This window comes from Micromonospora sp. CNZ299 (genome assembly GCF_002754415.1).
In genome coordinates, this window is the sequence record NZ_PEFG01000001.1 from 6,445,464 (window position 1) to 6,463,546 (window position 18,083).

19 protein-coding genes and 1 pseudogene are annotated in these 18,083 nt (G+C 72.2%); 8 read left to right on the forward strand and 12 right to left on the reverse strand.

The annotated features are described in order from the left end of the window. Positions 1 to 225 precede the first annotated feature (225 nt). Entirely contained in the window at positions 226 to 870 is a 645-nt protein-coding gene (locus tag CLT68_RS29055; protein ID WP_099855758.1) for an HAD family hydrolase, read from the reverse strand. 65 nt (positions 871 to 935) lie between these two features. Beyond that, positions 936 to 1,796 carry a carbon-nitrogen hydrolase family protein gene (locus CLT68_RS29060; protein WP_486482375.1) on the reverse strand — a complete coding sequence of 287 codons (861 nt, stop codon included), beginning with the start codon at positions 1,794 to 1,796 and terminating at the stop codon, positions 936 to 938. 77 nt (positions 1,797 to 1,873) lie between these two features. On the opposite strand from CLT68_RS29060, the gene CLT68_RS29065 reads away from it, so the two are divergent. The 6 genes and pseudogenes from CLT68_RS29065 to mug all read left to right on the forward strand — a co-directional run bounded on the left by CLT68_RS29065 (position 1,874) and on the right by mug (position 6,499). Next, positions 1,874 to 2,446 (forward strand): TetR/AcrR family transcriptional regulator, encoded by a 573-nt coding sequence (locus CLT68_RS29065; RefSeq protein ID WP_088949222.1) that lies wholly within the window; start codon positions 1,874 to 1,876, stop codon positions 2,444 to 2,446. A gap of 81 nt (positions 2,447 to 2,527) precedes the next feature. Further along, positions 2,528 to 3,451 (forward strand): TIGR04222 domain-containing membrane protein, encoded by a 924-nt coding sequence (locus tag CLT68_RS29070; protein ID WP_099855763.1) that lies wholly within the window; start codon positions 2,528 to 2,530, stop codon positions 3,449 to 3,451. Beyond that, entirely contained in the window at positions 3,448 to 4,266 is an 819-nt protein-coding gene (locus CLT68_RS29075; RefSeq protein ID WP_099857776.1) for an MbnB/TglH/ChrH family RiPP precursor modification enzyme, read from the forward strand. The genes CLT68_RS29070 and CLT68_RS29075 overlap by 4 nt, the downstream gene beginning before the upstream one ends. After that, positions 4,263 to 4,815 (forward strand): annotated as a pseudogene (locus CLT68_RS29080) (SCO6045 C-terminal-like domain-containing protein). Before CLT68_RS29075 ends, CLT68_RS29080 begins: the two are co-directional and overlap by 4 nt. Continuing rightward, positions 4,806 to 5,567 (forward strand): SDR family oxidoreductase, encoded by a 762-nt coding sequence (locus CLT68_RS29085; protein ID WP_099855765.1) that lies wholly within the window; start codon positions 4,806 to 4,808, stop codon positions 5,565 to 5,567. Before CLT68_RS29080 ends, CLT68_RS29085 begins: the two are co-directional and overlap by 10 nt. 320 nt (positions 5,568 to 5,887) lie before the next feature. After that, positions 5,888 to 6,499: a G/U mismatch-specific DNA glycosylase gene (gene mug, locus CLT68_RS29090; RefSeq protein WP_486482468.1), complete on the forward strand. Its 612-nt coding sequence runs from the start codon at positions 5,888 to 5,890 to the stop codon at positions 6,497 to 6,499. 34 nt (positions 6,500 to 6,533) lie between these two features. Here mug and CLT68_RS29095 read toward each other — a convergent pair whose 3' ends face one another. The 3 genes from CLT68_RS29095 to CLT68_RS29105 form a co-directional block, all read right to left on the reverse strand. Next, on the reverse strand, positions 6,534 to 8,510 hold the full coding sequence (locus CLT68_RS29095; protein ID WP_172862217.1) for an ABC transporter ATP-binding protein: 1,977 nt from the start codon (positions 8,508 to 8,510) through the stop codon (positions 6,534 to 6,536). Between the two features lie 114 nt (positions 8,511 to 8,624). After that, a complete protein-coding gene (locus tag CLT68_RS29100; RefSeq protein ID WP_099855767.1) occupies positions 8,625 to 9,392 on the reverse strand; it encodes an enoyl-CoA hydratase/isomerase family protein in 768 nt (255 codons plus the stop codon). A gap of 46 nt (positions 9,393 to 9,438) precedes the next feature. After that, positions 9,439 to 9,666 carry a helix-turn-helix domain-containing protein gene (locus CLT68_RS29105; RefSeq protein WP_007462679.1) on the reverse strand — a complete coding sequence of 76 codons (228 nt, stop codon included), beginning with the start codon at positions 9,664 to 9,666 and terminating at the stop codon, positions 9,439 to 9,441. 216 nt (positions 9,667 to 9,882) lie between these two features. Between CLT68_RS29105 and CLT68_RS29110 the strand changes: the two genes are divergently transcribed. Beyond that, positions 9,883 to 10,482, forward strand: a complete 600-nt coding sequence (locus CLT68_RS29110) for a cadmium resistance transporter (protein WP_199177176.1) — start codon at positions 9,883 to 9,885, stop codon at positions 10,480 to 10,482. A gap of 60 nt (positions 10,483 to 10,542) precedes the next feature. Here CLT68_RS29110 and CLT68_RS29115 read toward each other — a convergent pair whose 3' ends face one another. Further along, positions 10,543 to 12,147: an ABC-F family ATP-binding cassette domain-containing protein gene (locus tag CLT68_RS29115; RefSeq protein ID WP_088949228.1), complete on the reverse strand. Its 1,605-nt coding sequence runs from the start codon at positions 12,145 to 12,147 to the stop codon at positions 10,543 to 10,545. 263 nt (positions 12,148 to 12,410) lie between these two features. Here CLT68_RS29115 and ypfJ point away from each other — a divergent pair, with 263 nt between their 5' ends. Beyond that, on the forward strand, positions 12,411 to 13,331 hold the full coding sequence (gene ypfJ / locus CLT68_RS29120; protein ID WP_088949229.1) for a KPN_02809 family neutral zinc metallopeptidase: 921 nt from the start codon (positions 12,411 to 12,413) through the stop codon (positions 13,329 to 13,331). 130 nt (positions 13,332 to 13,461) lie between these two features. On the opposite strand, the gene CLT68_RS29125 is transcribed toward ypfJ, so the two are convergent. The 6 genes from CLT68_RS29125 to CLT68_RS29155 form a co-directional block, all read right to left on the reverse strand. Continuing rightward, positions 13,462 to 13,821: an SgcJ/EcaC family oxidoreductase gene (locus CLT68_RS29125; protein WP_099855769.1), complete on the reverse strand. Its 360-nt coding sequence runs from the start codon at positions 13,819 to 13,821 to the stop codon at positions 13,462 to 13,464. 114 nt (positions 13,822 to 13,935) lie between these two features. After that, complete coding sequence (locus tag CLT68_RS29130; RefSeq protein ID WP_099857783.1) at positions 13,936 to 14,589, reverse strand: acVLRF1 family peptidyl-tRNA hydrolase; 654 nt, start codon at positions 14,587 to 14,589, stop codon at positions 13,936 to 13,938. Positions 14,590 to 14,639: 50 nt separating this feature from the next. After that, positions 14,640 to 15,272, reverse strand: a complete 633-nt coding sequence (locus CLT68_RS29135) for a LysE family transporter (RefSeq protein WP_099855771.1) — start codon at positions 15,270 to 15,272, stop codon at positions 14,640 to 14,642. Positions 15,273 to 15,765: 493 nt separating this feature from the next. Beyond that, positions 15,766 to 16,221, reverse strand: a complete 456-nt coding sequence (locus tag CLT68_RS29145) for a metal-sulfur cluster assembly factor (protein ID WP_088949232.1) — start codon at positions 16,219 to 16,221, stop codon at positions 15,766 to 15,768. A gap of 76 nt (positions 16,222 to 16,297) precedes the next feature. Further along, complete coding sequence (gene sufU / locus CLT68_RS29150) at positions 16,298 to 16,771, reverse strand: Fe-S cluster assembly sulfur transfer protein SufU (protein ID WP_099855775.1); 474 nt, start codon at positions 16,769 to 16,771, stop codon at positions 16,298 to 16,300. After that, on the reverse strand, positions 16,771 to 18,075 hold the full coding sequence (locus CLT68_RS29155) for a cysteine desulfurase (protein WP_099855777.1): 1,305 nt from the start codon (positions 18,073 to 18,075) through the stop codon (positions 16,771 to 16,773). Before CLT68_RS29155 ends, sufU begins: the two co-directional genes overlap by 1 nt. Between the last annotated feature and the right edge of the window lie 8 nt (positions 18,076 to 18,083).

The following is an 18,083-nucleotide window of genomic DNA, read 5'->3' on the forward strand; positions in this document are numbered from 1 at the left end:
GGGCCCACGCCCGGGATGCACGATGCGCTGACAATGCTCGCGGCCCCACGGCAGCCGGTCAACCGAATTACCGAGCCGCCGTCGCGCGGTCGGACCAAGATCCACGCAACATCCCTGATGGTGCTGCCTCCTGGCGCGCGGAGGCAGCACCATCAGGGAAACTGTGCCGATCTTGGCGCGACGCACGGCGGTGCAGACGACGTGACGCGGCGCGCGCCGCTTGCGTCAGCGGGCCAGGACTGTGGCGACCGCGGCGATCAACCCGTCCACGGTGTGGCTCGGCGCGAACCGGGCGTCGGTCCAGGTGCGCCCCCGGTGCAGCCAGACGCTGGGCAGCCCGACGGCGGCGGCACCGCCGATGTCCGACTCCGGGCTGTCGCCGACCACCCAGGCACCCCGCAGCGGCATCCGCACCCGCTGGGCGGCGAGCGCGAATATCCGCGGGTTGGGCTTGCTGACGCCGGCTTCCTCGGAGATCACCCAGTCCGCGACGTACTGGTCCAGGCCGGTCCGGCGAATCTTGGCGTCCTCGACGCGTACCGTGCCGTTGCAGACCACCACCGGCACCCAACCGGCGTCGTCGGCGATCCGCAGCGCGCAGGCGGTCAGCGGGTCGAGCCGGGTCTGCGCCACCACCCCGTCGTGCAGCTCCTCCACCAGGTCGATCGAGGGGATGCGCAGCTCGTAGCGGTCCCGGATGGCGTCGGCGAGATCCCAGCGGTCGGTCAGACCGTCGGCGTCGATCGAGAGCAGCCAGTCGATGTCGGTGTGGGGCGCGCCGATGCCGTCCAGGAAGCGCTCACCCCAGCGGCGGAACGGCCCGGCCCGATCCAGCAGGGTGTTGTCCAGGTCCAGCAGGAGCAGTGGCACTCGGGCACCCTACGGGACCGACGTGTTCGCCAACAGGTCCGGCGGGTATCCACCTGACGACGGGTTCAGCCGGACATCGACACCCGGGTGCCGCCCTGGTTCGGCAGGCGATCGGCGAGCATCGAATGGGCCGCCCGGGTGGCCGCGAGCGCGGCGGGATCCAGGGTCGCCAACAGCACCTCCGTGCCGTCGTCGGCGCCCCGGGCCAGCACCCGGCCCTGCGGGTCGTAGATCGCCGCGCCGCCGTTGAACCGCCACGGGTCGACGCCGCCGACCGCGTTGGCGAAGACCACGAACATGGTGTTGTCCAGGGCTCGCGCGGCGTAGTAGAGGTCCCGGCGGTGCTCGGAGCCGGCCAGGTATCCGCTGGGGCACAGGTAGCCGTGCGCGCCGTCGAGGGCGGCGGCCCGGCCGTGTTCCGGGAAACAGCCGTCGTAGCAGATGCCCAGCCCGAGCCGCCAGTCGTCGACGAGCAGCGTGGCACCCCGGTCGCCCGCGCTGAACAGCTCCCGTTCGTCGCCCCAGAGCTGCTGCTTGTCGTACCCGATCCGCACCGCGCCGGTCCGGTCGATGACCAGCGCGGCAATGGTCCGCCGGCCGTCCGGGTGTCGGGCGGCGGCGCCGACCAGCGCGGTGACACCGGCCTCGCGCGCCGCGGCGCGCAGCGGGTCGAGCCGGGGATCCGCGACCGCACCGGCCGGGTCGGCCGCGACGTCCGTGCCGGCCGGGTCGGCGGCGAGGCTCGGCGGGTGGTACGCGCAGAGAAACAGCTCCGGCAGGACGGCCACCCGGGCGCCCTGGTCACCGGCTCGGCGGACCAGGTCGGCGGCGGTGACCGCGTTGCCGGCGACGTCACCCGGCGTCGGGGTGGCCTGAACGGTGGCCACGGTCAGCGGGGCGGTGGGCACGGTCTGCGGCGGGGTCACCAGGCGAGGGTAGTCGGCGATATCCCAAGCCGTACGTACGGTTTGCATGCCCTGGGTTGACCTGCGACGATCGACGCGTGCCCAGAGTAAGCCAGGACCAGCTCGACGCGCGTCGGCGGGAGATCCTCGCCGCCGCCCGGGCGTGTTTCGCCCGGCTCGGCTACGAGGGGGCGACCGTACGCCGCCTCGAGGAGGCCACCGGCCTGTCCCGCGGCGCCATCTTCCACCACTTCCGGGACAAGGACTCGCTCTTCCTGGCCGTCGCCGAGGACGACGCCGCGGCCATGGTCGAGACGGTGGCCCGCAACGGCCTGGTGCAGGTGATGCGCGACCTGCTCGCCCGCGCCGTCTCACCGGACACCACCGGTTGGCTGGGCAGCCAACTGGAGGTCTCCCGCCGCCTGCGCACCGACCCGGCGTTCGCCCGTCGATGGGCCGAGCGGTCCGCCGCTATCGCCGAGGCGACCCGGGACCGGCTGGCCCGCCAACGCGACGCCGGGGTGCTGCGCGAAGACGTCCCCATCGACGTGCTGGCCCAGTTCCTGGAGCTGGCCTACGACGGCCTGGTGCTGCACCTGGCCATGGGCCGACCGGCCGGTGACCTGGGCCCGGTGCTCGACCTGGTCGAGGAGGCGGTCCGCCGCCACTGACCGCCCGTACACCCGACTGCCGACCGTGGCGAGGCTGCTCCACAATGGGGCCGCGCATCCCTCCGGTGACAGGAGCAGTCGATGATCGTCCACGCCGCGTCCGGCGACACCTGGGGCATCTCCGGCCCGACCTTCCTCCGGTACTACCTCTTCGCAGCCGCTCTGGTGGTGGCCGTCGCGGTGTACCAACGGGTCCGTCTGGCGGCCGGGTCGAACGCTGCCATGACCGCCGGTCCACTCGGGCCGCAGCAGGTCGCGTACCTCAACGGTGGACCCCGACTCGCCGTACACGCCGCGTTGGGCGGACTGCGCGGCAGCGGCGCGATCGGCGTGCGGCCGGACCGTCGACTGACCACCAGCGGGGTCGCGCCGACCGGGCTCACCCCACTGGACCAGGCCATCCACTGGGCCGCGCATCAGCACGCCCGGGTCGGGGACCTGCCGCAGGACGAGCGCGTACGTGTCGCGCTGCACCAGATCCGCAACGGCCTGGAGCAGCGGGGTCTGCTGACCGACGACGCGCAACGCGCCCGTGCCCGCTTCTGGACCACGATCCTGATCGCCCTGCTGGGCCTCGGCGTGCTCCGGTTGGTCTCCGGTCTGTTCAGCGGTCGCCCGGTCGGTTACCTGCTGCTGACCGTTGTTGCGCTCCTGATCGTCACCCTGGTGCTGCGCCGGGCGCCCGTGCTCACCCGGGCCGGTCGGTCCACGCTGCGCGGTGTACGCCGCGAGCACACCCACCTCGCTCCGGCCTCCGCGCCGTCCTACGCCACCTACGGAGCTGCCGGCGCGGCGATGGGCGTGGCCCTGTACGGCACCGCCTCGCTCTGGGCGCTCGACCCCGGCTTCGCCGAGCAGGCCGAGATCCAGCGCCAGGCCGCCTCTGGCAGCGGCTGGACGGGCGGCTCCGACGGATCGTCCGGAGGCGACAGCTCCGGTGGAGACGGCGGCAGCTCCTGCGGCGGTGGTGGCGGCTGCGGCGGGGGCGGGGGGTGCGGCGGATGACCGGCCCGTCCGGAGTCGGCATCGGCTGGCGTCCGGAGATCGCCGGCTTCGTGGCCGAGCTCCCCGGCCTGCGCTTCGTGGAGGTGGTGGCCGAGGGGGTGCCCTCGTCCGGGCCGCTCCCGCCGGGTCTTGCGCAGCTGCGGGAGCGCGGCGTGACTGTCGTACCCCATGGGGTGCGGCTCTCCCTCGGCGGCGCCGAGCCGGTCGATCCGGCCCGGGTCGCCCACCTGGCCGCTGTGGCGCAGCGGGTCGACGCCCCGCTGGTCAGCGAGCACATCGCGTTCGTCCGAGCCGGCGGCCTGGAGGCCGGGCACCTGCTCCCGTTGCCGCGCAGCCGGGAGGCGGTCGACGCGGTCTGCGCCAACGTGGCGCGGGCGCAGGCCGAACTGCCGGTGCCGATCGCACTGGAACCGATCGCCGCATTGGTCGAATGGCCCGACGACGAGCTGGACGAGGCGAACTTCCTCACCGAGATCCTCGACCGGACCGGCGCACTGTTGCTGCTGGACGTGGCCAACGTGCACGCCAACGCCCGCAACCGGGGCACCGACCCGCTCGCGTTGCTGGACCGTCTGCCGCTGGAGCGGGTCGCGTACGTCCACGTGGCCGGCGGCGCCGAGCACGGCGGTTTCTACCACGACACCCACACCGATCCGGTGCCAGCGGCGGTGCTGGAGCTGGTCGGCGCGCTCTGCGCTCGAGAGCGTCCGCCGGCGCTGCTGCTGGAACGGGACGGCCACTACCCACCGGCAGCCGAGCTGCGCGCCGAACTGGACGCCCTGGCCGCCGCCGCGGGCTTCCCGGCCGTGACATGACTGAGCCACGCGACGACAGCGGCAGGCGGTCGTCCGGCGATGTCGGCGGGCTCGCCCAGCGACAGGCGGAGCTGGTCGCGACGCTGGTCGCCGGAGGCCCGCCGCCGCCAGGGTTCGCACCGGCCCAACTGGCCGCCACCCGGGCGGCCCTGAGACGCAAACGTGCCGGCGAGGTGGCCCGACACTGGCCACTGGCCACTGCTCGCCGCCGGCCTCGGCGCCACCTGGTCGACGACCTTCGCAGGCTGGGCAGCCGGGCGACCAACCGCCGGGTCGTTGCGCGACGGTTGGGACCTGGCCCGTGCGATGCGCGAACAGGGCGCGCTGCCCCCGGCCGCCGCCGAGGAACTGGCCGTCCGGGAGGCGCGCCTGCGCTACGACGGGCTCGGGGCGCCACGTCCGCGCAGGCTGCCGGCCGTGGGCCGCGCCGGCGGCGCCGTGGCGGTGCAGATCGCCGGCCGGGTACGTCTGCTGCGCCCCGCCTCGCGTCCACCCGCAGTTGGTGGCGACGGTGTGTCGGATGCGGCAGGATCGACCTTATGGATCTAGGCCTGACCGACCACGTGTACGTCCTCACCGGTGCCTCTCGCGGCCTGGGCTTCGCGACCGCGCAGTGCCTGGTCGCCGACGGGGCACGGGTGGTCCTCTCGGCACGGGACCCGGAGGCCGTGGCCGCCGCCGCGCAGCAGCTCGGCGGTCCCGAGCATGCCGTCGGGCTGACCGCCGACCTGGCCGACCCGGAGACCCCGGAGCAGCTCGTCGCCGCCGCCCGGGAGCACTTCGGCCGGCTCGACGGCGCGCTGATCTCGGTCGGCGGGCCACCGGCGGGAAACGCCGCCGCGATCAGCGACGAGCAGTGGCGGCAGTCCTTCGAGACCGTCTTCCTGGGCACCATCCGCGCGGTGCGTACGGTTGCCGCCGCGCTGCCCGAGGGCGGTGCGATCGGGCTGGTGCTCTCCACCTCGGCCCGGGGCCCGGTGCCCGGCCTCGGCATCTCCAACGGTCTGCGGCCCGGCCTGGTCGGGGCGGCGAAGGACATCGCCGACGACTACGGCCCGCGCGGCGTACGAGTGGTCGGGCTGCTGCCGGGCCGGATCCTGACCGACCGCAACCGGGAGCTCTTCGCCGCGACCGGCGACCCGGAACGCGCCCGCACCGAGGCGGAAGCCGCCATCCCGCTGCGTCGCCTCGGCGATCCCGCCGAGTTCGGCCGGGTGGCCGCGTTCGTGCTCTCCCCCGCCGCGAGCTACCTCACCGGGATCACCCTCCCGGTCGACGGCGGCGCGCTGCGCGGGCTGTGACCCCCGCCGGGGGCCGACCTGGCCGTGCCGTGACGCCGCCCGAGCGGGCCCAGCCCGACGACCCGGCCGTTGATCGACTCGGCCTTCAGGAAACCGGGCGGACGATGCGGCCAGGACACCCCGACTTCCAGGAACCCGAGTCGATCAACGCGAGGCACACCGGACGGCCGCCGGAACCCGGGGACCTGGCCGATCGTCACCCGACGGCGACGCCCGACACGGCCCAGCCGACCCAGGCACAGCTGACGACGCCCGGGACAGCCCCGCCGACCCAGGCGGAGCTGAGGACGCCCGACACGGCCCAGCCGACCCAGGCAGAGCTGAGGACGCCCGGGACAGCCCAGCCGACCCAGGCGGAGCTGACGGCGGCCCGGACGACTCGTCCGACCCGGGCGGAGCTGGCGGCGGCCGCTGACCGGACCATCCCCGACGTCCTCGCGCCGGGGTTGGCGGTGCTCTTCGTCGGCATCAACCCCGGCCTCTGGTCGGCCGCAACCGGCTGGCACTTCGCCAGACCCGGCAACCGGTTCTGGCCCGCGCTGCACCGGGGCGGGTTCACCCCCCGGCTGCTGCACCCCAGCGAACAGGACGAGCTGCCCGCACTCGGGCTCGGCATCACCAACATGGCCGCCCGGGCCAGCGCCCGCGCGGACGAGTTGAGCAGCGAGGAACTCCTCGACGGTGCCGCGATCCTGACCGACAAGGTGGGCCGCTACCAGCCGCGTTGGGTGGCGGTGGTGGGGGTGACCGCGTACCGGATCGGTTTTCAGCGGCCGAAAGCCACCTTCGGGCCGCAGCCGGAGTCACTGGCCGGCGCCCGGCTGTGGGTGCTGCCCAACCCGAGCGGCCTGAACGCGCACTTCACCCCGGTCACGCTGGGTGTGGCGTTCGCCGAGCTGCGAGTGGCGACCGGCCTGCCCGAACGGCGCTGACCGCGACGGACCTCGGCCCGGTGCCCGCAGGACGTCAGTTGGCCGCGGCGGGCGGCAGCACCTCGTCGGCGCGGTAGGTGCCCAGCGGCATGACCACCGGCTCGGGCCCGGTCGCGTCGACGAACGGGGTGGGCGAGTCGGCGACCGCGAACTGGGTGCGGTACAGCTCGGCGTAGAGCCCGCCGACCGCTACCAACTCGTCGTGCCGCCCCCGCTCGACGATCCGGCCGCCGTCGAGGACGAGGATCTGGTCGGCGTCGCGCACGGTGGAGAGCCGGTGTGCGATCACCAGGGCGGTCCGCCCGGTCAACGCCACCGACAACGCCCGTTGCACCGCTGCCTCGCTCTCCGAATCCAGGTGGGCGGTCGCCTCGTCGAGGATCACGATCGAGGGCGCTTTGAGCAGCAGCCGGGCAATCGCGATGCGCTGCTTCTCGCCGCCGGAGAACCGGTAGCCGCGTTCCCCGACGGTGGTGTCCAGCCCGTCGGGCAGCGCCCGGACCAGGTCGGCCACCTGCGCGCCGGCCAGCGCGGCCCAGATCTCGTCGTCGGTGGCGTCGGGCTTGGCGTAGCGCAGGTTCTCGGCGATCGTCTCGTGGAACAGGTGCGAATCCTGGGTGACGACACCGATCTCGTCCCGCAGGGAGGCGAGCGTCGCGTCGCGTACGTCCACCCCACCGACCAGCACCTGGCCGTCGGTGACGTCGTAGATCCGGGAGATCAGCATCGACAGGGTCGACTTGCCGGCGCCGGACGGGCCGACCAGCGCGACCATCTGCCCCGGCTCCACGCTGAACGAGACTCCCTTGAGCACCGGCTCGTTGACCGTCCGGTCCAGTGTGGCGACCTCCTCCAGGGAGGCGAGGGAGACCTCGGCGGCGCTCGGGTAGCGGAACCGCACGTCGCGGAAGTCGACCCGGCCGGTGCCCCGGGGCACCGGCACCGCGTCGGGCTTCTCCACGATGCCCGGTTTGAGGTCGAGCACCTCGAAGACCCGGTCGAAGGAGACCAGGGCGCTCATCACGTCGACCCGGACGTTGGACAGCGCCGTGAGCGGGCCGTACAGGCGGGTGAGCAGCAACGCGAGCGTCACGACCGTGCCCGCGCTGACGCCGCCGGTCACCGCCAGCCAGCCACCGAGACCGTAGGTGAGCGCCTGCGCCAGCGAGGCGACCAGCAGCATCGCCACGAAGAACGTGCGGGAGTACATCGCGGACTGGATGCCGATGTCGCGGACCCGCTCGGCCCGGCCGGCGAACCGGCCGGCCTCGATCTCAGGCTGACCGAAGAGCTTCACCAGCAGCGCGCCCGCCACCCCGAACCGCTCGGTCATGGTCGCGTTCATCTTGGCGTCGAGGTTGTACGCCTCGCGGGTGATGTCGGCCAGCCGCCGACCGACCCGGCGGGCCGGAATGATGAAGATGGGCAGCAGCACCAGTGACAGCGCGGTGATCTGCCAGGAGAGGGTGAACATCACCGCCGCGGTGAGCACCAGTTGGATGACGTTGCTGACCACACCGGACAGGGTGGAGGTGAACGCCCGCTGGGCGCCGAGCACGTCGTTGTTGAGCCTGCTGACCAGGGCGCCGGTCTGGGTACGGGTGAAGAACTGCAACGGCATCCGCTGCACGTGGTCGTAGACCCGGGTGCGGAGGTTGAAGATGATGCCCTCGCCGATGCGCGCCGAATACCACCGCTGGGCCAGGGAGAGCAGCGCGTCGGCGACCGCCAGCGCGGCGATGAACAGGGCCAGCCGCACCACGAGCCGGCCGGCCTCGGTGCCACCCCGGTTGATCGCGTTGATCACGTCACCGGCCAGCACGGGGGTGGCCACGCCGATGATGGCGGCCAGCACCACGGTGGCCAGGAAGACGATGATGTCGCGCCGGTAGGGCTGGGCGAAGGCGACGATGCGGCGGGCCACCCCGTGCTTCAGTCGGTGGGTGGAGACCTCGTCCCGGTTGCGCATCGACCGGAGCATGCTCCACCCGGCCATGCCACCTCCGGACATCGGGTTGGACATCGCTCACCTCCGGGTCGTCGGGCAGACCGCGCCGTCAGGTCAATTCTCCCGACGACTGTGACAACCTCGGTCGTAACCCGGATCTTCCCGTGCGGTCCTTACCTATTCTCCCCGGCCGGCCAGGTCGCGCAGCCGACGGGTCTGCGCCTCGCGCTCGGCGCGCTGCTGGTCGGCATGCGACCGGCCGACCGCACCGGCGAGCAACGCCTTGATCTCCACCACCGCGTCGCGGGCCCCGGAGAGCAGGCCAGCGGTCAGGTCCTGGACCGCGCCGTCCAGCTCGGCTGGTGGCACCACCAGATTGGCCAGCCCGATCCGGTCCGCCTCGGCGGCGTCCAACCGGCGGCCGGTGGCGCAGATCTCCAGCGCCCGCGCGTAACCGACCAGCTCGACGAGCCGTTTGGTGCCGGCCAGGTCGGGCACCAGGCCCAGGGTCACCTCGGCCATCGACAGTTTCGCGTCGGCGGCGAGGACACGCAGGTCACAGGCGAGGGCGAGCTGGAAGCCCGCACCGATCGCGTGACCCTGTACGGCCGCCACGGAGATGACGTCCGGCCGGTGCAGCCAGGTGAAGCCGCCCTGGAACTCCGCGATGCGCTCGGCGCACTCCTGCTCGGGCAGCGTGGCCAGCTCCGCGAACGAGCCCGGGCCGAACGCGCCAGCCACCGCGAGGTCGAGGCCGGCGGAGAACGCACGCCCCTCGCCCCGGACCACCACCACCCGCACGTCGCCGGGCAGGTCGCGGGAGAAGTCGCTCATCGCCTGCCACATGGCCGGCGTCTGAGCATTGAGCACGTCGGGCCGGCACAACGTCACCGTGGCGACCGGCCCGTCGCAAGTCAGCCGGACCCCGGTCGCCTCGGCGGTCACCGGACGGCCCGGGGAGCGGCGCTGCTGGACGACGCTGAGTGGCGGGTCACGCCTTCTTGCGGCGCCGGGCACCACCGCGCTGACGCAGCTGCACCCCGGACTCGGTGAGTACTCGGTGGATGAACCCGTAGGAACGGCCGGTCGAGGCCGCCAACGCGCGGATGCTCTCCCCCGAGGTGTACCGCTTTACCAGGTCCTTGGCGAGCGTCTGACGCTCGGCTCCGACGATCCGGCGACCCTTCTCAGTGCTGGTGGCTGTGCCAGTGGCTGCCATGCTGTGTCCTCACGTCCCAGACTGTGCGGTTCGGATACGGTCCCACCTATTAGACCGCCTCGAACGATCATGCGCCAGATATCAACTCTTCGCCAACCGACACGCTATGCAATGTCAGCTTCCCGATAGAGTGATCCTGGCGATCGGCCCCCGCGCTGCCTCCGGGCGTACCACCGCGGCACGGTGACGCCTGCGGACGACCCGTAGCCTTCGGCCGTGATCGACCTGTTGAGCACCGCGGGCGGAGCAGCCGTGGTCTTCGCCGCGACCGACATCGACGACATCGTCGTCCTGACCCTGTTCTTCGTCGCGGCGCGCACCACCGGTCGACCCCGCCCTTGGCAGATTGTCGCTGGTCAATACCTCGGAATCGGCGCGCTCGCGCTGGCCAGCGCGGTGGTCGCGGCGGGGCTGCTGGTCGTGCCGGACCCGTGGACGGGGCTGCTCGGCCTGCTGCCGATCGCGCTGGGCGTACGCGCGCTGCGCGCCTCTGACGACGACGTCACCCCCGCGGTCGTCACCGGAACGCTCGGTGTGGCCGGGGTGACGATCACGAACGGCGCCGACAACGTGGCCGTCTACGTACCCGTATTCCGGGCCCTCGGCGCGGCCGACAGCGCGGTGTTCCTCCTGGTCTTCGTGCTGCTCATCGCGCTGTGGTGTGCCGCCGGCGCCTGGCTGGGCGGGCACCCCCGGGTGGTCCGGCTGGTCGAACGCGCCGGCCACTGGCTGGTGCCGACCATCTTCATCGGCATCGGCGTGCTGATCCTGGTCAGCTCCGGTGTGCTCGGCCGGCTGGTCGACCTGCTCGGCTGAGGACGGCCCGGTCGACCGCCCGCAGGACGCGACGGCCGGACCGGCGGCAGGCCGGGCCGGTCAGGCCAGCTCGACCAGTTCGAGCAGGTCGTCGCTCCAGGCGTCCTCGTCGCCGTCGGGCAGCAGGATCGCGCGGTCCGGCTTGAGCGCGAGCACCGCGCCCGGGTCGTGGGTGACCAGGACGATCGCACCCGGGTAGTTGGCGATCGCGTCGAGCACCTGCTCCCGGCTGACCGGGTCGAGGTTGTTCGTCGGCTCGTCGAGCAGCAGCACATTGGCGCCGGAACAGACCAGGGTGGACAGCGCCAGCCGGGTCTTCTCGCCACCGGACAGCACCCCGGCCGGCTTGTTCACGTCGTCACCGGAGAAGAGGAACGCACCGAGGATCTTGCGCAGGTCGGTGTCGGACTGCTCGACGGCGGCGGCGCGCATGTTCTCCAGGACCGTCCGCTCCACGTCCAGCGTCTCGTGCTCCTGGGCGTAGTAGCCAAGCCGCAGGCCGTGACCCGCGTGCACCTCGCCGGTGTCCGGGCTGAGCAGACCGCCGAGCATCCGCAGCAGGGTCGTCTTGCCGGCGCCGTTGAGCCCCAGGATGGCCACCCGGGAGCCGCGGTCGACCGCGACGTTGACGTCGGTGAAGATCTCCAGCGAGCCGTACGACTTGGACAGGCCGGTCGCGGTGAGCGGGGTCTTGCCGCACGGCGCGGGGCTGGGGAAGCGCACCTTGGCCACCCGGTCGGAGACCCGCACCTCCTCCAGGCCGGAGATCAGCTTCTCGGCACGGCGGGCCATGTTCTGCGCGGCCACGGTCTTGGTGGCCTTCGCCCGCATCTTGTCGGCCTGCGCCATCAACGCGCCGGCCTTCTTCTCCGCGTTGGCCCGCTCCCGGCGTCGGCGCCGCTCGTCGGTCTCGCGTGCCTCCAGGTACGCCTTCCAGCCCAGGTTGTAGACGTCGATGACCGACCGGGTGGCGTCGAGGAACCACACCTTGTTGACCACCGACTCCAGCAGGGCGCCGTCGTGGGAGATCACGATCAGGCCGCCCTTGTGGTTGGCGAGGAAGCCGCGCAGCCAGGTGATCGAGTCGGCGTCGAGGTGGTTCGTCGGCTCGTCGAGCAGCAGGATGCCGCCGCCGTTCTCGCCCGCGTCGCGGAACAGGATCCGAGCCAGCTCGATGCGGCGGCGCTGACCACCGGAGAGGGTGCCGATGGTCTGCGCGAGTGCCCGGTCCGGCAGGCCGAGGTTGGCGCAGATCCGGGCGGCTTCGGCCTCGGCCGCGTACCCACCCAGGGCGGCGAACTGGTCCTCCAGCGCGCCGTAGCGACGGACCAACTTGTCGCTGGCGTCCTCGGCGAGGCGGGCCTCGACCTCCTGCATCTGCGACATCAGGACGTCCAGGCCGCGGGCGGAGAGCACCCGGTCGCGACCGGTCGCCTCCAGGTCGCCGGTGCGCGGGTCCTGCGGGAGGTAGCCGATGGCGCTGCGCTGGTCGATCTGGCCGCCGTACGGCTGGCCCTCGCCGGCGAGCACCTTCAGCGTGGTGGTCTTGCCGGCGCCGTTGCGACCGACCAGGCCGATCCGGTCACCGGGCTGTACGCGCAGCGTGGTGTCGGACAGCAGGATCCGGGAACCGGCACGCAGTTCCAGGCCGGTGGCAGTGATCATGTTTTCGGGCTCGCTCTCGGGGTCTGGAAGGCTGACTCGGGGCACGCGAAACCGCCGGCGGGCTCAAGGGGCCCGACGGCGCGGGGCGGTTCAGCCTTCGCAGCGCAGCACCCGACAAGTGTACCGGGCGTCGCTGGGCGGCCCGCCCGGATTACCGATCAAGATCATCGGGTACCGGAAGCGCTGTCCGGACCCCGTCCGGCATTTACAGGACAGAACGACATTCAGACGACATTCACCGGCATACGGCGATCGGGGTCAGCATGGAACTCAACGAGCGGGCCGAGCTCGACACCTCCCAGGTCAACGACCGGGGTCGGGGCGGTGGAGGGGGCGGTGGTCTCGGCATTCCACTTCCCGGCGGCGGTGGTCGCGGCGGGCTGATCGGCATCGTGGTGGCTGTGCTGGTCGCACTGCTCGGCGGCGGGTTCGGCCTGAACGCGATGACCAACGGCGACGAGGGCGGGCAGGCCGGCGGCACCGACCTGGAGCAGCTGTGCTCGCGCGACAACCCCCAGCGCTTCGACGACCTGCGCTGCCGCAACCTGGCCTACGTCAACAGCATCCAGGGCTACTGGCAGGAGGCGTACCCGGAGCTGGGCAAGGGGAAGTACGAGCCGACCGACACCAACTACTTCCAGGCCGCCGTGAATACCGGCTGCGGCCAGGCCGACTCGGGCGTCGGCCCGTTCTACTGCCCCGCCGACCGGCAGGTCTACATCGACCTGGCCTTCTACGAGGAGTTGGCCTCCCGGTTCGGCGCCAAGGGCGAGTTCGCCCAGCCCTACGTGCTCGCCCACGAGTACGGCCACCACGTCCAGAACCTGCTCGGCACCAACGAGAAGGCCGGCCAGGGCGACCAGAGCGGCCCCCGCTCCGCCTCGGTACGGCTGGAGTTGCAGGCCGACTGCTACGCCGGTGCCTGGGCCAAGCACGCCACCGAGACCAAGGACAAGACCGGCCAGGAACCGCTGTTCAAGTCGATCACCCCGGGCGACATCACTGAGGCGCTGAAGGCCGCCGAGGCGATCGGCGACGACAGCATCCAGGAACGCTCCGGTGGGCAGGTCAACCCGGACTCGTTCACCCACGGCACCTCGCAGCAGCGGCAGCGCTGGTTCCAGCAGGGCCACGACAGCGGCGACCCGAAGACCTGCGACACCTTCGGCACCGACCAGCTCTGAGACTGACCCCGGTCGCCGTTCGCGTCGATCATGGAGTTGTGGTGCCCGATATGGGCGGACGAGCGACCTTCGTCCACCACCACAACTCCATGATCGACGCGCGGGGGGCGCGGAGCGGGGCGGGACTGGGTCAGTTCAGCCTTGAGACCTGGTAGTGAGCGATGAGCCAGTCGTTTCCGGCTCGGCTCAGCAGCACGCCCAGGTGGACCGTCAGCGCCGGACGGTCAGTGAAGCCGAACTCCACCTCCAGGTAGCCGAGGACCAGGTCGTCGGCGAGACGCCGGGTCTCCCGGATCTCATAGGCGGCGGTCAGGCCGAGCGGTTGGGCGGCGTAGTACGCGGCAACCCCGGCACGGCCAACGGTGTACGGGTGCAGCCCCTGGAAGATCGCGTCTTCGGTGAAGCACGACGCGACCCGGTCCGGTTCGTGGGCGTCGACCGCCGACTTCCACCGGTCGAGGACCGTCCGCAGGATCTGCGCGTCGGACATGATGATCTCCCTGAGGTGTTGCGGCCACGGGTTACCGGGGCGATGCGCCCATCCTCGGACCGTCAGCACATCAGCAGACCAGGAACGCCGGTTTCCCTCCGTCGAGCGCCGAGGTCAGTCGGGTGCCGGGTCGCGCAACCTGATCCGCACCGCACGAGCCGCGGCCACCGCTGCGACGAGCACCGCGTGCCGAGGCTCCGGCACGTCGAGCAACCGCTCGGCCCGCAGCGGCACGAGCGGGGCCAACCGCCGATCGGCCAGCACCGTGTCCACCGCTTTCCGGTCGCCGCCGCAGACCATCGCCGTCAGCGCCGCCGCCTCCGGCAACAGCAGGCGTACGGCCAGGTCCGCCGCATCACCCAGCGCCGCCTTGGCCTGGTTGTCGCGACGCCGGGCGAACCGGTGCTGGGACCATCCCCCAGCCGCGGTGCGCCCCTGCACGTAGCGGGTGTCCACCTTGGAGACGACAAGGTCGGCGCCCTCGGCCACGCCGACGGCCACCGCGCCCTTGCGGGCCAGCAGCAGGCCGATCCGGCGGGGCGTCACGGCGGCGGCCACGAACCCGGGAACGTCACCGCTGACCGGCGCGCCGGGTGGGGCGTACAGCTCGGCGGTGGCCCCGTCCTCGGCGGTGAGTAGCAGGCCGTACTCCCGCTCGGTCGTGGTGTGCGGGCCGTGCCGGTCGGCGAAGCCCTCGACCCAGCGCCCGACGCGGGCCGGGTCGACCTCCACCCACCGGCCTCCCCCGGCTGCGGGTCGACTGGTCACCGCCCGACCGTACGGCACGACAACGCGGATCGGGCGGTCGGGCGCGGCGCTCAGCCCGGCAGCAGCGCGACCACCGCCAGCGCGGTGATGAGCGCGCTGGAGACCAGCCCGGTGACCAGCCGCCCGCGCGGCCCGGTCAGCGCCCGCCCGACCATCGTGCCGCCGCCCGCGACGAACAGCTGCCAGCTCGCCGACGCCAGGAACACACCGGCCACGAAGAGCGCCGCCGCGCCCGGACCCGCGTCGGCGGTGTCCCGCCGACCGAGCACCAGCGCACTGAAGTAGAGCACCGTCATCGGGTTCAGCAGGGTCAACCCGAGCAGCGCCGCGTAGGCCCGCCCGGGCGTGCTCAGACCCCGCCCGACGGGTGCCGTCGGCTTCTGCCGCGACCGGTGGGTGGACCAGGTCCGCCACAGACCGTGCGCGGCGAGACCGAGCAGGACGACGGCGGCGACCACCCGCAACGGCCCGGCGATCGGCGCGATGATGCCGGCCAGGCTGGCACCCCCGAGCGTTGCGGCCGCCGCGTAGAGCCCGTCGGCCGTCGCCACGGCGAGCGCCGCGGCCGCACCGACCCGAAACGAGGTACGCGCACTCAGGCCCAGAATCAGGATCGCGATCGCGCCGACGGGGATGGCGACGCCGTAGCCGGCCACCAGACCGGCCAGGAACGCCCCGCTCACGGACGTCGGTGTCGGGTCGAGGCCCGTCCCCGGACCGGCCGCTGTCGACGCACGGCGGTGGCCGCACGGACAGGGACCTGCATCGGGTACGCCTCAATCACACGCGCATCCTGCGCGCCGAACCCACGCCTCCGCCACCAGATTTCCGCGCCCCCGCACCCTGCCGCCCCCGCCGCCCCCGCGCCCTGCGGCCCCCGCGCCCTGCCGCCCCCGCCGCACCCCGCGCCCTGCCGCCCCACGTCCCCGCGCCGTGCACCCCGCCGCCGTACGCCGTGCCGGCGCTGTCCCAGGCCCATCCCGCGGGCGACGACCAAGATTCGTGCAACTTCGGGGATGTTGCTGCCTCCGAGACGCCGGAGGCAGCACTATCGCTGATGTTGCGCGGACCTTGCCGGGTGGAACGGTGCGGCGCACGCACGGCAGGGGCGGAACGCGTCGAGCGCGACGCCCCTGGGGGCATCGCGCTCGACGGGCAGAGCCGACCGGAGTCGGCTCAGACGTTGAAGCCGAGGGAACGGAGCTGGTCCCGACCCTCGTCAGTGATCTTGTCGGGGCCCCACGGCGGGAGCCACACCCAGTTGATCCGGATGTCGTTGACCAGGCCGCCGCCCGGGCCGGTGGTCAGCGCCTGCCGGGTCTGGTCCTCGATCACGTCGGTCAACGGGCAGGCCGCCGAGGTGAGCGTCATGTCCAGGGTGGCGACGTTCTCGTCGTCGACATGCACGCCGTATACCAGACCCAGGTCGACGACGTTGATCCCGAGTTCCGGGTCGACGACGTCCTTCATGGCCTCTTCGATGTCGGCGATCATGGCCTTGCTGACGCCGGCCGTCGGTGCGTCGCCGGCCTCCGGCGTCGCGGTGGCGTCGGTCGTCACGGAGTCGACCTGCGACGCCGCGACGGCGTCACCGGCCTCCGGCGTCGCTTCGGTAGCCGTGTTCTCGCTCATGCCGTCCCTCCGCTTCGCTCCGTGACGCCGACAGGCGCCACGGTGCTGCAATAATGATTGGCTCGCTGACGCTCGATCACGCCTTCACCTCCGGGCTCGCGCCCACACCCGCGCGTGCCGCGGCGTCCTTGAACGCCATCCACGGCAGCAGTGCGCACTTGACCCGGGCGGGATAACGGGCCACACCCGCGAAGGCCACCCCGTCACCCAGCACGTCCTCGTCCGGCGTGACCTGACCACGTCCGGACATCAACTCCACGAACGCCTCGTGCACCTCGAATGCTTCCCGGGCACCCCGACCGCGCAGCAACTCGTGCAGGACGCTCGCCGAGGCCTGGCTGATCGAGCAACCCATGCCGTCGTACGAGATGTCGTGCAGCACACTGCCGTCGGTGGCCACCCGGACGGTGACCTCGTCGCCGCAGGTCGGGTTGACGTGGTGCGCCTCCTCGACCCGGTCGCCCGAGTCTTCGGCGTCGCGCAGACCACGCCCGTGTGGGCGCTTGTAGTGGTCCAGGATGATCTCCTGGTAGAGCTGGTCGAGCTGCATCAGTCGAACACCTTCCGCACCTGCTCCAGACCGGCCACCAGAGCGTCGATCTCCTCGGTGGTGGTGTAGAGGTAGAACGAGGCCCGGGTCATGGCCGGGACGCCGAACCGGCTGCACACCGGCTTGGCACAGTGGTGACCCACCCGCACCTGCACGCCGAGCGAGTCGAGCACCTGACCCACGTCGTGCGGGTGTACGTCGCCGAGCGCGAACGAGATGGTGCCGCCCCGACCGACCGGCACGGTCGGGCCGAAGATCCGGAGGTCCGGCACCGAGCCGAAGGCGTCCAGCGCGTACGCCGTCAGCTCCTTCTCGTGCCACTGGATGGCCCGCATCCCGACACCGGTCAGGTAGTCGACGGCAGCGCCGAGCGCGACCGCCTCGGCGATCGGCGGGGTGCCGGCCTCGAACCGGGCCGGCGGGGCGGCGAACGTCGATCGGGCCATGGTGACCGTCTCGATCATCGAGCCGCCGCCGAAGACCGGTGGCATGGCCGCGAGCAGCTCACCCCGGCCCCAGAGCACCCCGATGCCGGTCGGGCCGCACATCTTGTGGCCGGTGAACACGATGTAGTCGGCGTCCAGGTCGACCACGTCGATGGGCAGGTGCGGCACCGACTGCGAGCAGTCCAGCAACAGCAGCGCGCCCACCTCGCGGACCCGCGCGGTGATGCGGGAGGTCGCGTTGACAGTGCCGAGGATGTTCGACACGTGCACCAGCGAGACGATCTTCGTCCGTTCGGTGACCAGGTCCTCCAGGCCCGACTCGTCCAGTCGGCCCTGGTCGGTGACGGGGAACCAGCGCAGGGTCGCGCCGGTCCGTTCGCAGAGCAACTGCCACGGGACGATGTTCGAGTGGTGCTCCATCTCGGAGATCACCACCTCGTCGCCGGGGCCCAGGCGGAACCGCGGGTCCGCGTCCGGGCGCAGCGAGGCGTTCGAGAAGGCGTACGCCACGATGTTGATCGCCTCGGTGGAGTTCTTGGTGAACACCACCTCGTCGACGCTGGGCGCGTTGATGAACGCGGCGACCTTCGCCCGCGCCCCCTCGTACGCCTCGGTGGCCTCGGTGCCCAGGGTGTGCACCGACCGCGAGACGTTGGCGTTGTGCCGCGCGTAGTGCTCGTCGAGAACGTCGAGCACCTGGCGGGGTTTGTGCGAGGTGTTGGCGCTGTCGAGGTAGACCAGTGGGTGCCCGTTGACCTCGCGATCCAGGATCGGGAAGTCGGCGCGTACCCGGGCCACGTCGAAACGCGGCACGTCGTCGTACTGCGGCATCCCCTCGGGGATCGCGATGCTGGTCATCTCGGCAG

Coding starts and splice junctions, on each gene's coding strand:
- CLT68_RS29070 (WP_099855763.1), top strand. CDS start 2,528: ATGATCGTCCACGCCGCGTCCGGCGACACCTGGGGCATCTCCGGCCCG.
- CLT68_RS29075 (WP_099857776.1), top strand. CDS start 3,448: ATGACCGGCCCGTCCGGAGTCGGCATCGGCTGGCGTCCGGAGATCGCC.
- CLT68_RS29085 (WP_099855765.1), top strand. CDS start 4,806: ATGGATCTAGGCCTGACCGACCACGTGTACGTCCTCACCGGTGCCTCT.
- CLT68_RS29095 (WP_172862217.1), bottom strand. CDS start 8,510: ATGTCCGGAGGTGGCATGGCCGGGTGGAGCATGCTCCGGTCGATGCGC.
- CLT68_RS29105 (WP_007462679.1), bottom strand. CDS start 9,666: ATGGCAGCCACTGGCACAGCCACCAGCACTGAGAAGGGTCGCCGGATC.
- CLT68_RS29115 (WP_088949228.1), bottom strand. CDS start 12,147: ATGATCACTGCCACCGGCCTGGAACTGCGTGCCGGTTCCCGGATCCTG.
- ypfJ (WP_088949229.1), top strand. CDS start 12,411: ATGGAACTCAACGAGCGGGCCGAGCTCGACACCTCCCAGGTCAACGAC.
- CLT68_RS29125 (WP_099855769.1), bottom strand. CDS start 13,821: ATGTCCGACGCGCAGATCCTGCGGACGGTCCTCGACCGGTGGAAGTCG.
- CLT68_RS29145 (WP_088949232.1), bottom strand. CDS start 16,221: ATGAGCGAGAACACGGCTACCGAAGCGACGCCGGAGGCCGGTGACGCC.
- sufU (WP_099855775.1), bottom strand. CDS start 16,771: ATGCAGCTCGACCAGCTCTACCAGGAGATCATCCTGGACCACTACAAG.
- CLT68_RS29155 (WP_099855777.1), bottom strand. CDS start 18,075: ATGACCAGCATCGCGATCCCCGAGGGGATGCCGCAGTACGACGACGTG.